Genomic DNA, 11,893 nt, shown 5'->3' on the forward strand with positions numbered 1-11,893 from the left:
CTCCGCCAATTCGCAGGAACTCTATTCCCCGATCGAAGGAGAGACGCGACATGTCTGAGACATCCCACCCGGATTATCTGCGGCGGATCGCAGCGCTCGCCGCCGCCACCGCAACCGCAGTCGCCGCCCTCACCGCAGGCGCGGCCGCTTTCGCCGACACCGATCATAGCGCGCTGGGCACCGCGATCGACCGTGTGACCAGCGACGATGTGGTTTACAAGCCGGCAAGACAGTTCAACAGCTGACCGATTCCGCGCCAGCGTGGCTTCTGGCTGCGCGGCAATCAGCAGGACAAGTCGCGCAGCCTTTCACCGACAGAACAGCAGGACGAGGATGGCTCAGATGAGAGAACTCCCCCTGGTCGCCATAAATTCAAAGGTGAAGCTGGACGCCCAAATCCAAGAGTGGCCGACGAAGGATACAGTGGACGCGGCCCTGGCGAATCCGCAGTGGCAACCGAAGCCATTCGTCGAGTTCGTCATCAAGGTTCACAGCAGATGTAACCTGTCGTGTGACTACTGCTACGTATATGAGATGGCCGATGACAGCTGGAAAGACAACCCGGCCACCATGTCGAAGGACACCGTCGATCAGGCCGCCACCCGCTACGGCGAGCACCTTCGAACCCACGCCGGTGACGTACCCATGGCCAAGGTGGTCCTGCACGGCGGCGAACCGCTGATGGCGGGCCCCGAACTGATCACCTACCTCACCGAGCGCTTCCACGCTGAGACGCCCGCCGGCATCGAGCTCGACCTCCGTATGACCACGAACGCGGTGCTCCTCACCCCGGACAACCTGCGGCTGATGCGCGCGTGCGGAATCCGTGCCTACGTCAGCCTGGACGGGGACCGGGAAGCGCATGACCGCCACCGCAAGTACGCGAACGGCCGCGGCAGCTACGACGCGACCATCAGCGGCCTCGACGCCCTGCGAACGCCGGAGTACCGAGACCTGTTCTCCGGCCTGTTGTGCACGATCGACGTGGCCAACGACCCCATTGATGTCTATGAGGCGCTCGTCGCCCATGAGCCGCCCATGCTCGATTTCCTGCTTCCACATGGGAACTGGAACGACCCACCGCCGGCTTGGGGCGGTGACGCGTATATAACGCCGTACGCTGACTGGCTCATTACGATTTTCGATCGGTGGTATGACACTCCGACGCGGCCGACGTCCGTCCGCCTGTTCGACGAGATCATCAACCTCGTCCTGGGCGGCCACAGCCGCGCGGAGACCGTGGGCCTCGCACCCTTCCAGTCGCTCACCATCGACACCAACGGCTCGATCGACTTCTGCCACCAGCTCAAGTCGGCCTTTAACCGCGCCGCTATCACCGGCCACCATGTGTCACGCGACTCGCTCGACGCGCTCCTGCTGCAGCCCGGCGTGGTCGCCAGGCAGATCGGCGCTGACGCCCTCTGCGACACCTGCAAGGCCTGCCCGATCCGCGATATCTGCGGCGGAGGGCTCTACGCCCACCGCTACAAGGTCGGAACTGGCTACCTCAACCCATCCGTCTACTGCGCGGACCTATCCCGTCTCATCGGCCACATCGTCGAGCGCGTGGCCAAGGACGTGCTGAAACACGCTTGACCCAAGGGAGCGGGAGGCTGCCGGTCGCATCGGTTCGCCGCTGACGCCCGGGGTGCGGTTCGGCCGCTACCGGACGGTCTCCTTCGACGGCTGCGGCTCGCTCAAGGTCCCCGATACCAGCCGGAACCGGGCCTGGCTCGATCGGCCGGCCCATGGCGGTTATCCCCAACTGGAGCTGATGACCCTCGTGGAGACCGGCACCCGGCCGATGATCGGCGCGGTCTTCGGGCCCAGCGCCACGGGCGAGACCGCATGCGCTAAGCGGCTGCTGCACCTGCTGACCCCGGACATGCTCGTGCTGTGGGACAAGGGATTCGATGGCAACGATTTCATCACCGCGGTGACGGGCACCGGAGCTCAGATCGTCGCCCGCCTGGGCAGCAACCGCCGTGCTCCGATCCTGTCCCCCTGACCGACGGCTCCTATCTGTCGGTGATCGGCTCGGTCCCGGTGCGGATCGTCGACGCCCAGATCACCGTGACCTGCACCGACGGGGGCCCTTCCCCCTGAGTGTGGACACCGATCTCAGGTGGCAGTTTTCAGGCTATCGGCTGTCTTCTCGTAGGTGATCGGGCTGAGCTGACCGAGGCGGGAGTGCCGTCGGACCGTGTTGTAGCGGGTGACCCAGCCGAACACCGCCAGGCGGGCGATCCGGGCGTCGGGCCAGCGGTGCGCGCCCTGAAGCGTCTCGCGTTCAGGAGTCGCATTGAACGACTCGGCCAAAGCGTTATCGGCGCTGGTGCCGACCGCTCCACGCGAGCGGGTGACGCCGAGCCTGCGGCACGCCCGTTCGAACTCCCGCGAGCAGTATTGCGCGCCGTTGTCGCTGTGAAAGATCGCGCCCTCCAGGCGGTCGCCCCGGGTGTGGGCCGCGGCCTGCAGCGCGTCCTTACCGTTCGTGGCCGCGCCAGCCGCGCCTTGCCTGCCCTCGCCCCGGGCCTGCGCGGCGCGCAACCATACCCGCAGCGTCTCGTGGCTGATTCCCCGGTCCCTCGCGATCGACGTGATCGTCCGGTCCGGCCGGGACAACAGCAACGCGACCGCGTCGGCCTTGAACTCGGGCGAGTAGTTCTTCATCACCATCAGTGACATCTCTTCCGCTGGATCTCAAGATCCAGTCTCCAAGGTGTCCACTTCAAGGAGGAACGCCCCGCAGCGCCTTCCCCGCCCGCACGAACATCGGCAAAATCCAGCACCGCACCCTCATAAACGCTGAGATGCATTGCCTGCACGACATCCGGCCTGACTCCCGTAGCCGACTCGATCGCAACGCAGGTCATCTCCTCGATCAGCACACCGAACGTCAGAGGCCGTACGTCTACCGCCGTTGCCCGCGCCGGCATCCCCAACGATTCCCCCAGCAGACCCGCCGGACACCCGTTGTGGTCCGCCATCCGATCAACCCACGACGCGAACGACTCGCCGTACGCCGGTGCCACCACCAACGCCGGCCGTCGGGGCCAGACCGTCATCATTCCGTGAGCGTGTGAGCGGTAGATGGCCAGTGTGAGCAGTAGTTGCCACCCTGAGAGCGGTAGTTGGTCACCCGCTGTGCCGAGCCACGATAGTGGGCACCTGGCCAGGCCGGTTGGCACCGTCCTCGGTCATCTATGCCAAGATCCGAGGGTGGAGATGACCGACATCACGTGCGCGATCGCGGCAGCGACTTCGGTCGCCGCATCGCTCGACCTGCCGGCCGGCGACGCAATCGTTCTCCACAACTCGAACAGGCTGGCGCTGCGGCTGACGCCGTGCGACGTCCTTGCCCGGGTCGCCCCCGTGCGACATGAGGCTGCACAATTTGAGGTCGAGCTCGCTCAACGGCTCGCCCAGGTCGGATGCCCGTCGGGCCTCCTGGACCCTCGGGTGGACCCACGTGTGTACACGCGCGATGGCTTCAGAGTGACGCTGTGGACCTACTACGAACCCGTGACACCTCACACCTCACCAGTCGACTACGCCAAGGCCCTGGAGCAGTTGCACATCGGCATGCGCAAGGTTGACGTGCCGAGCCCGCGGTTCACGGATCGCATCGCTGAGGCGGAAGACGTCGTTGCCAACCCGAATCTCTCGCCAGAGCTCGCCGACGCGGACCGCGCGTTCCTCAGCACCAGACTGGGAAGCCTGCGACGGGCGATCGAGGACCGCGGCGCCGTAGAGCAGCTGCTGCACGGCGAGCCGCATCCAGGCAATGTGCTCGGTACGAAGGACGGCCCGCTGTTCATCGACCTTGAGACATGCTGCCGTGGGCCCGTCGAGTTCGATCTCGCCCATGTCCCCGAGTCGGTCTGCGAGCACTATCCGAACGTTGACCAAGGACTGCTGGACGAGTGCCGGCAGCTCGTTCTCGCGATGGTCGCAGCCTGGCGCTGGGAACTTGGCGACCAGCTTCCGAACGGGCGGCGATTCGGAGAGGAATTCTTGCGCTCGCTGCGCAAGGGTCCTCCTTGGCCGACACTCGACACGGTCACCAGGCGACTGGATGCTCCGTAGACATCGCCGAAGGTCACGTGTGAAAGCGGCAAGGAACCAAGCGACGCTACCGTCGCCGTTGCAACCCCATGCGCACCACCTGTAGCTGGGGGTCGCAGTAACTGGGCGATGACCCCGCCCATCGTGGCCACCTATCGCTCTCAACGGCCATCTATCGTTCACAGCCTCATTCCGGGCCGAACCTCCTGTCGTACACGCCGCTACTGCCAACCTCGATTGCGCGCTTCCATGTCCGCTTCCAGTTGCCGTGACGGACTGTCGTCTTCAAGGCCGCCAGACACCCGAAGCGGTCCGGCGGACGTGCTTGACGTATCAAATGAACAATCTTTAAATTCACTCATGGGTCGCATCGCGGGCGTCACGGCCGCCGAGACGCGTGAGCGGTTGCTGAAGGCGGCCGCCGAGGTGTTCGCCGCACGCGGGTATGACGGCACGCGCGTCGCCGACATCGCCGCCGCCGCCGGGGTGAGCAACGGCGCGCTGTACGCGCACTTCGGCTCCAAGGCCGAGCTGCTCGTCGCCGCGCTGCGCGCCCACGGGCGGCGGATCCTGGCGGGCCTGTTCGCCGCCGACCCCGACCGGTCGGCCGCGGAGCTGCTCCTGGTGCTCGGGCGACGGCTGCCGCGGCCCCGTGAGGCTCCCGGTTACCTCGTCGTCGAGGCGCTGGTCGCGGCCAGGCGGGACGAGGACGTCGCCCGGCCGATGCGTGACTACGTGGGGGAGCGGGCCGACTGGATCGCCGAGCTGGTACGCACGGGCCAGGGAGACGGAGAGCTGGACCCCGGGTTGTCGCCGGACGCGCTGGCCCACTTCTGCCTGCTGCTGGCGATGGGCAGCGCGCTCATCACGCCGGACCTGCACGCCGTCGACGACGCCGAATGGTCGGCGCTGCTGACCCGCGTCGTGGCCGCCATCGCCCCACCGGACGGAGCGGAGAACCCGCACATCGCCCCACCGGACAGAGCGGAAGACCCGCCCATCGCCCCACCAGAGAGAGCGGAGAAGCCGCAGTGAAAGTACAGATCGATCCCGGGCGCTGCCAGGGACACGGCCGCTGCTACGACCTGGCCCCGGGCCTGTTCGGCGAGGACGGCGAGGGCTACGGGCAGGTCGTCGGCGACGGCGTCGTGCCGCCGGGGGAGGAGCCGGCGGCGCGCCTGGCGGTGGCCAACTGCCCGGAGCGGGCGATCGACCTCGTGGAGGAGGCGTGAGATGACCGTTGACGACCGTTTCAGCCAGGACTTCCGGGGCACGGGAGACGACCCGCCCCTCGGCACGCGCAACGAGATCGTCACCGGCCCGGTGTCCGACTGGGCGACCGACTTCTCCCATCTGGAGCCCGAGTGGGCCGCGGACCCGTACCCCATCCAGGACGAGCTGCGGCAGCGCTGCCCGATCGCGCACACCGACCGCTTCGGCGGCGGCTGGCTGCCGACGCGGCACGAGGACGTTGCGGCCATCGCGTACGACACCGAGCGCTTCTCCTCGCGCTCGATCATCATGAGCAACTTCCGGCCGCCCCGCGAGGTCGCGCCGATCGGCGGTTCGCCGCCGATCTCCTCCGACCCGCCGTTCCACCACGACGCGCGCAGGCTGCTGCTGCCGGCGTTCACCAAGACCGCCGTCGCCAGGCGGGAGGCGTCGACGCGGGCGCTCTGCCATGAGCTCATCGACGGGTTGGCCGGCCAGGACGTCGTGGACGCGGCCCGCGACTACGCCCAGCACATCCCGATGCGGGTCATCGCCGACATGCTCGGCTTCCCGCCGGAGGACGGGCCCCGCTTCCGCGAGTTCATCGAGAACGCGCTCGAAGGCGTGAACCGGCCGGCGGAGAAGCGCATGGAGGGGATGGAGCAGCTGTTCGACTACCTGCTCGTCCAGATCCGCGACCACGTGGACCACCCGCGCGACGACCTGACGACCTACCTCGTCGACGCCGAGCTGTACGGGCGGAAGCTGGAGTCCTCGCACGTGGCGGGGACGATGGCGCTGCTGCTGATCGCCGGGATCGACACCACGTGGAGCGCGATCGGGGCGTCGCTGTGGCATCTGGCCAAGACGCCGCGCGACCGCGAGCGGCTGGTGGCCGAGCCTGAGCTGCTGCCGGCCGCGATGGAGGAGTTCCTGCGGGCCTACGCGCCGGTCACCATGGCGCGGCTGGTCAAGGAGGACATGCGCTGGAACGGCGTCGACATGAAGGCCGACGACTGGGTCCTGCTGTCGTTCCCGGCGGCCAACCGCGATCCGGAGCAGTTCGACCGGGCCGGAGAGGTCGTCATCGACCGCGACGTCAACCGGCACGCCGCCTTCGGCCTGGGCATCCACCGCTGCGTGGGCTCGCACCTGGCCCGCATGGAGCTGCGGATCGCCCTGGAGGTGTGGCTGGAGCGCATACCGGTCTTCGGCCTCGACGACCCGGCGGCGGTCACCTGGGCCACGGGCCAGGTCCGCGGCCCGCGTACGCTCCCGCTCCGCATCGGCTGAGCACCGATACTTGATCCTTCGGGGTGGCTCGCTAGGGTTGGGCGCCTTTGCCCGGTCCGAACCGCCCCCCGAGGATGTCCCGTGCGCCGCTACCGTTTCGGCCGGATCGCCGCGCCGCTCGCCCTGGCCTACGCGGCCCTGGTCGTCGCGCTCGGCGTCGTCGCGCTGGTCACCCGCGACCCCGCGTTGCTCCGGCGGCTGGTCGTGGGGGAGTGCGGAACAGCGTAAATGCTCCGCGCCGCCGCCCCCTCATCCAGCCCGCCCGCTCCATGACTTCGCCCGGTAGATCGACTACGAGGTGGAACAGCGCATCCAGGACGACGTCCGCTACCCCGGCCGCGGCGAGGTGCCGGACTGGCACGCTTGGGCCCGCCGGATCGACCACCTCGCCGAGCGCATCGCGGCCGCCCGCGCCGCCGGCGCCGACCATCCCCAGGCGCTGACCGAGGCGGTCCCCGCCTCGACCCGGCGCGTGTACACCGCCGACATGAAGGCCTTCGGCGCCTGGTGCGAGGTGCACGGCCGCGTCCCTCTGCCGGCGCCGCCACGCTCGCCGAGTACGCCCGCCACCTGACGTCACCCCGGGCAGGTGCGGCACGACCCGTCCCCTTCGACCATCGAACGCGCGATCGCCGCCATCCGCACCACGCACGAGCTGGCGGGCCTACCCAAGCCGGAGACCAAAGCCGCCCGGAAGATCCTCACCGGCTACGGGCACCGGCTCGCCCTGGCCAAAGACCCGGCGGCCCGGCCCCACAAGGCGAGTCCCGCCGAGCCCGACGCGTTGTGGGCGATGCCGGCCACCCTCGACCGCACCACGCTGGCCGGGCAGCGCGACGCCGTGCTGTTCCTGCTGGGCTACGCCACCGCCGCGCGCGGGCGAGATGGTCGCCCTCGACATCTCCGACGTGGTCGAGACCACCGAGGGGATCGGCTGTTCGTCCGACGGCATGATACGCAACCTAGCGCACATCGTACGCATTTGCGCACGCTAGACCCGCAACTTCTTCCTTTGCGCGCGTGGATCACCGATGGTAGCTTGCTGACTTGTTGACGCATTTCCGAAATGGGTCAACAAGTCGACAGGGAGTTGGATATGGGAGACCAGGTGTCGGCGGGTGCCGACCCTCGGGCGGACCGGATCTTGGATGCGGCGGCGGAGCTGTTGGCCCAGCGCGGCTACCGGAGGGTGGCTGTCGAGGATGTGGCGGCACGGGCGGCGATCGGGAAGGGGACCGTCTACCTGCACTGGCCTACTAAGCGGCGGCTGTTCGAGGCGGTGGTCGTGCGGGAGGGCATTGCCTATGTCGAGGAGCTGGTGGCCAAGCTCCGTGCCGATCCCGAGGTCGTGCTCCCGCATCGGCTGTTGGCGAGCACGTACCTGATCATCATGGGGCGGCCGGTACTGCGGGCGCTGTCCACCTGGGGGGCGCCCGAGGCGGACAGCATGGGGTTCGACGGCGGGCTGCGCAAACGTGAACTGCTCATGCACGAGCGCCTGTTCGGGCTGCTGGCCGAGTACGGGTTGATCCGCGCCGACGTGCCGGACCTCATGTACACGGTGATGGCGTCGAACATGGGGTTCTACGTGATGGACTGGATCGACCCGGACGCCGCCCACATCGACCTGCAGAAGAAGGCCGGCGCACTCGCGTACACCGTCAAGCACGCATTCGAGCCGCCGGTGCCGCCCAGCCGCGACGTCCTGGAAGCCGTTGCGGAGCGGGTGATCGCGTTGTTGGAAGGGCCGCTGCCGCGGCACCGCGCCGAGATCTACACCTACGACAAGAAACAGCGGACGCCATGACCGTGAACACCCGGCAGCTCGCCCGCGACGCACGAAGTGACATGCAGGGAGGTCTCGACGCGATCATGCGGCGACAGCGGGCCCGGCTGGCCGAGCTGGTGGCCTACGCCCGCGCCCATTCGCCGTACTACCGCGAGTTCTTGGGGGACCTGCCGGCCGAGGTCGACGACCCGAGCCTGCTCCCGGTCACGAGCAAGAAGCTGCTGATGAGCCACTTCGACGACTGGGCCACCGACAGCGAGGTGACCAGGGAACGGGTCGAGGAGTTCGTGGCAGATCCCGCTCGCGTGGGGGAACAGTTCCTGGGCAAGTACCTGGTGGCCACGAGTTCGGGAACCAGCGGTGTCCGGGGCTTGTTCGTGCTGGACGAGCAGAACCTTTCCATCGACGGTGTGCTCGCGTCGCGCGCCGGAGGCGGGCTGCACGCACGCGATATCCTTCACATGATCACGAACGGCGGCCGGACCGCCGTGGTAACCGCACCTGGCGGGCACTTCTACACGGTCGCGACCACCGCCCGGTTCCAGCTGGATCATCCGCGACTCCGCCAGAGGATGCGGGTGTTCTCGATCCGGCAACCGCTGCCGGAGCTGGTCGACGAGCTCAACCGGTTCAAGCCCGCCATCCTCAGCGGTTTCGCCGGCATGCTCACGGTGCTGGCCGGCGAACAGGCCGCCGGCCGGCTCCACATCCGTCCGGCGCTCGTCATCCCCGGTGGGGAGACGTTGACACCGGAGGTCAGGGAGCGGCTCGCCACCGTATTCGAGGCCCAGGTCCGCGCGGCCTACGCGTGCACCGAGTGCGGCTATCTGGGGTTGGGCTGCGAGTACGGCTGGTACCACGTCAACAGCGACTGGGCGGTGGTCGAGCCGGTCGACGCCGATTACCGGCCCGTTCCGCCGGGCCGGCAGTCGCACACGGTCCTGATCAGCAATCTCGCGAACCAGGTTCAGCCGTTCCTACGGTACGACCTCGGGGACAGCGTCATGTTCCGTCCCGACCCCTGCCCGTGCGGCAACCTGCTCCCGGCGCTGCGGGTGCAGGGCCGTTCCGCGGACCTGCTCACGTTCCCCGCTCGCAACGGACTGACCGTGAGCATGTCGCCCATGGTCTTCGGCACGCTGCTGGATCGCATCCCCGGCGTCGCCATGTTCCAGATCGTCCAGACCGCACCCGGCGTGCTGCGCGTGCGCCTCAGGATCGCCGACGGCGCCGATCCCGGCCAGGTGTGGCGGACGGTGTTCGCCGACCTCGCCCAGCTGCTCGGAGAGCACGGGGCCGGCGATGTCACGCTCGAGCGCTCCGACGAAGACCCCCAGCAGGAACCCGGCGGCAAGTTCCGCAGGGTCGTCCCGCTGGCCAGGCCGTGACCGCACACGCGGTCGCTCACCGTTCAACAGAGAGGAAGCGGCAGATGACCAATACGTCGACGACCACCGCACCGCAGGGGAACATCCTGCTCGAGGGGCGGGTGGCGGTGGTGACGGGCGCCGGGTCGGGCATCGGTGCGGCGTCCGCGGCGACTCTGGCCGCCCGGGGAGCGCGGGTGTGCTGCGCGGACATCGACGCCGAGGGCGCGCAGCGCACGGCCGAGGAGATCAACGCCGCCGGTGGCGACGCGTTCGCGATCCGGACCGATGTCAGCTTGCCCGAGGACAACGAGGCGATGGTCCGCGAGACCATCGCACGTTACGGCGCCGTACACATCGCGCACCTCAATGCCGGAACCGGGGAACCATCGAGCGTCCTGGAGTATCCGCTGGACGCGTGGGACCGGACGATGGCGGTCTGCCTGCGCGGAGTCCTGCTCGGTCTGCAGGCGGCGGGCCGGGCCATGCTCGACGCGGGGGGCGGCTCTGTCGTGGTCACCTCGTCGACGGCCGGGCTGATCGGAGTCCGGATGGCGGCGGCGTACTCGGCGGCGAAGCACGGGGTGCTCGGACTGGTCAAGACGGCCGCGATGGAGCTCGGGCCGAAGGGCATCCGGGTCAACGCCATCTGCCCTGGGTTCATTGCCAGCAACGAATTCATGCGAAAGATGGGCGAAGAGCGCAACGTCGGCAGCCGATTCCCGCTCGGCCGGGCCGGCCGCAGCGAGGATGTCGCCAACCTGGTGGTCTTCCTGGCGAGCGAGAGCGCGTCGTTCATCAGCGGCAGCGTCTACACCATCGACGGCGGATGGCTGGCGGGCCCTGAGGCCCGGCCGGCTGCCGCCGAGGATTCCCAGAACAACTAGGAGGACAGCACAGATGACGACCATCTCCAATCCGTCGATCGACCCGGTCCCGGCGATCGGCGTCCAGCAGCTGCTGGCGATGCCCCATGCCGAACTGCTCGCGCTGTGGAAGACGTTGCCGGCTCCGGACCTGAGCGAGCTCGACGGCGAGTACGCCGGTTACATCCCCGTCCTGCATCTCTCCCCGGAGCAGATCCAGGGGACCAAGTCCGAGCTGTACAAGGAGACCTCCGCGCGTGGATCCTGGGTGGGAAAGGCGTTCAAGGCCGGCGACGGGGCCACCAGCGAGGGACACAACGTCTTCCGGAGACTCGCGGACGACGGAGCCGGTCAGATTTACCTTCGCAAGGGAAGGTACGCCACCGATATCGGTGAGTCGTATGTGGACGGCAGGCCATCGCTGATGATGCGGTACGGGGCGTTCAACACTCCGCTCGGCCAGGTCGATCTCGTCGACGAGGTACGGCGCTACGCGACCGGGCTCTACGTCGCGACCGCGACGTCGCGGACGGAGACGGGCGGCGCGCGTACGGTGCCGGACGGCTGCTTCCTGCTCGCGGGACCGTTCAACCCGTGGATCGGTGTGGACGATCCGCAGGCGGAGCTGCTATGACCGACCTCGATATCTGGGACCGCCACGAGATCCAGCAGACCATCGGCCGCTACTCCCACACCTTCGACAGCGGTGACGTCGACGGCTGGGTCGGCGTGTTCACCGACGACGGGATCTTCGAGGTCGTCCTCGTGGGCCAGCCGGACCAGCGCGCCCTGTTCCAGGGCTCGGACGAGCTTCGCCGGTTCGCCGAGTCGAAGATGGGGACGGTCGGCCACGTCCTGCACCATGTCTCCGGCATCGTGTTCGACGACCCCACGGCCGATCGACCTCGCACTCGTGCCACACTGATCGCCACCAGGCAGCTCCCGGACGGGCCCGCGATCAGTACCCACGGCACGTACGTCGACCACTGGCGCAGAACCGAAGCCGGATGGCGGATCGATCACCGTCTCTACCTCGCGCTCGGATACGCCAACGCACCCCAGCCCTCAGCGGCGTCGTGACCGGCCCTCGCCCGGCATCGCTGGAGGCGCTCCCGAGTTGAGCGCGGCCACGGCGCGCTCGCGTGGCCATCTGAAGGCGCGGGACAGCTCGGCCTGTCCCGCCACGATCCTCGTGTCGAGGGCAACCGCAGCGTCACCACGTTCGCCGTGGACGACCCGGGCGGCCGGGCCTTCCGCGCGTGCCTCAAGCGGTCGGGCCACTGGAGCTGCACGGGCTG

15 protein-coding genes and 2 pseudogenes are annotated in these 11,893 nt (G+C 68.4%); 15 read left to right on the forward strand and 2 right to left on the reverse strand.

Annotation, left to right across the window (positions count from 1 at the left end):
• Positions 1 to 50: 50 nt before the first annotated feature.
• The 3 genes from AB0L65_RS40385 to AB0L65_RS40395 all read left to right on the forward strand — a co-directional run bounded on the left by AB0L65_RS40385 (position 51) and on the right by AB0L65_RS40395 (position 2,008).
• Positions 51 to 245 (forward strand): hypothetical protein, encoded by a 195-nt coding sequence (locus AB0L65_RS40385; RefSeq protein WP_364257029.1) that lies wholly within the window; start codon positions 51 to 53, stop codon positions 243 to 245.
• A gap of 133 nt (positions 246 to 378) precedes the next feature.
• Positions 379 to 1,596, forward strand: a complete 1,218-nt coding sequence (locus AB0L65_RS40390; RefSeq protein ID WP_364257032.1) for an FxsB family cyclophane-forming radical SAM/SPASM peptide maturase — start codon at positions 379 to 381, stop codon at positions 1,594 to 1,596.
• 52 nt (positions 1,597 to 1,648) lie between these two features.
• The gene (locus AB0L65_RS40395; protein ID WP_364257035.1) at positions 1,649 to 2,008 is read left to right on the forward strand and encodes a transposase; all 360 of its coding nucleotides are present in this window, start codon (positions 1,649 to 1,651) and stop codon (positions 2,006 to 2,008) included.
• A 113-nt stretch (positions 2,009 to 2,121) separates the two neighbouring features.
• On the opposite strand, the pseudogene AB0L65_RS40400 reads toward AB0L65_RS40395, so the two are convergent.
• Positions 2,122 to 2,484 (reverse strand): annotated as a pseudogene (locus AB0L65_RS40400) (integrase core domain-containing protein); the annotation flags it as partial.
• A 33-nt stretch (positions 2,485 to 2,517) separates the two neighbouring features.
• A pseudogene (locus AB0L65_RS40405) lies at positions 2,518 to 2,688 on the reverse strand (transposase); the annotation flags it as partial.
• A gap of 540 nt (positions 2,689 to 3,228) precedes the next feature.
• On the opposite strand from AB0L65_RS40405, the gene AB0L65_RS40410 reads away from it, so the two are divergent.
• The 12 genes from AB0L65_RS40410 (at position 3,229) to AB0L65_RS40465 (ending at position 11,675) form a co-directional block, all read left to right on the forward strand.
• Positions 3,229 to 4,089, forward strand: coding sequence for a phosphotransferase (locus AB0L65_RS40410; protein ID WP_364257289.1), 861 nt, complete (start codon positions 3,229 to 3,231; stop codon positions 4,087 to 4,089).
• A 339-nt stretch (positions 4,090 to 4,428) separates the two neighbouring features.
• The gene (locus tag AB0L65_RS40415) at positions 4,429 to 5,103 is read left to right on the forward strand and encodes a helix-turn-helix domain-containing protein (RefSeq protein ID WP_364257038.1); all 675 of its coding nucleotides are present in this window, start codon (positions 4,429 to 4,431) and stop codon (positions 5,101 to 5,103) included.
• Positions 5,100 to 5,300 (forward strand): ferredoxin, encoded by a 201-nt coding sequence (locus AB0L65_RS40420; RefSeq protein ID WP_350741656.1) that lies wholly within the window; start codon positions 5,100 to 5,102, stop codon positions 5,298 to 5,300. Before AB0L65_RS40415 ends, AB0L65_RS40420 begins: the two co-directional genes overlap by 4 nt.
• A 1-nt stretch (position 5,301) precedes the next feature.
• Positions 5,302 to 6,573, forward strand: a complete 1,272-nt coding sequence (locus AB0L65_RS40425) for a cytochrome P450 (protein ID WP_364257041.1) — start codon at positions 5,302 to 5,304, stop codon at positions 6,571 to 6,573.
• 81 nt (positions 6,574 to 6,654) lie between these two features.
• Entirely contained in the window at positions 6,655 to 6,801 is a 147-nt protein-coding gene (locus AB0L65_RS40430) for a hypothetical protein (RefSeq protein WP_364257044.1), read from the forward strand.
• Between the two features lie 70 nt (positions 6,802 to 6,871).
• Entirely contained in the window at positions 6,872 to 7,147 is a 276-nt protein-coding gene (locus AB0L65_RS40435; protein ID WP_364257047.1) for a hypothetical protein, read from the forward strand.
• 15 nt (positions 7,148 to 7,162) lie between these two features.
• Complete coding sequence (locus AB0L65_RS40440; RefSeq protein WP_364257050.1) at positions 7,163 to 7,627, forward strand: hypothetical protein; 465 nt, start codon at positions 7,163 to 7,165, stop codon at positions 7,625 to 7,627.
• A gap of 42 nt (positions 7,628 to 7,669) precedes the next feature.
• Positions 7,670 to 8,380, forward strand: a complete 711-nt coding sequence (locus AB0L65_RS40445; RefSeq protein ID WP_364257053.1) for a helix-turn-helix domain-containing protein — start codon at positions 7,670 to 7,672, stop codon at positions 8,378 to 8,380.
• Positions 8,377 to 9,750, forward strand: a complete 1,374-nt coding sequence (locus tag AB0L65_RS40450) for a hypothetical protein (RefSeq protein ID WP_364257056.1) — start codon at positions 8,377 to 8,379, stop codon at positions 9,748 to 9,750. Before AB0L65_RS40445 ends, AB0L65_RS40450 begins: the two co-directional genes overlap by 4 nt.
• A complete protein-coding gene (locus AB0L65_RS40455) occupies positions 9,747 to 10,616 on the forward strand; it encodes an SDR family NAD(P)-dependent oxidoreductase (RefSeq protein WP_364257059.1) in 870 nt (289 codons plus the stop codon). Before AB0L65_RS40450 ends, AB0L65_RS40455 begins: the two co-directional genes overlap by 4 nt.
• A 13-nt stretch (positions 10,617 to 10,629) precedes the next feature.
• Entirely contained in the window at positions 10,630 to 11,229 is a 600-nt protein-coding gene (locus AB0L65_RS40460; RefSeq protein ID WP_364257061.1) for a hypothetical protein, read from the forward strand.
• Complete coding sequence (locus AB0L65_RS40465; protein ID WP_364257064.1) at positions 11,226 to 11,675, forward strand: nuclear transport factor 2 family protein; 450 nt, start codon at positions 11,226 to 11,228, stop codon at positions 11,673 to 11,675. The genes AB0L65_RS40460 and AB0L65_RS40465 overlap by 4 nt, the downstream gene beginning before the upstream one ends.
• The last annotated feature ends 218 nt before the right edge of the window (positions 11,676 to 11,893 follow it).

This window comes from Nonomuraea sp. NPDC052116 (assembly GCF_040680035.1).
Classification (GTDB): Bacteria; Actinomycetota; Actinomycetes; order Streptosporangiales; family Streptosporangiaceae; genus Nonomuraea; species Nonomuraea angiospora_A.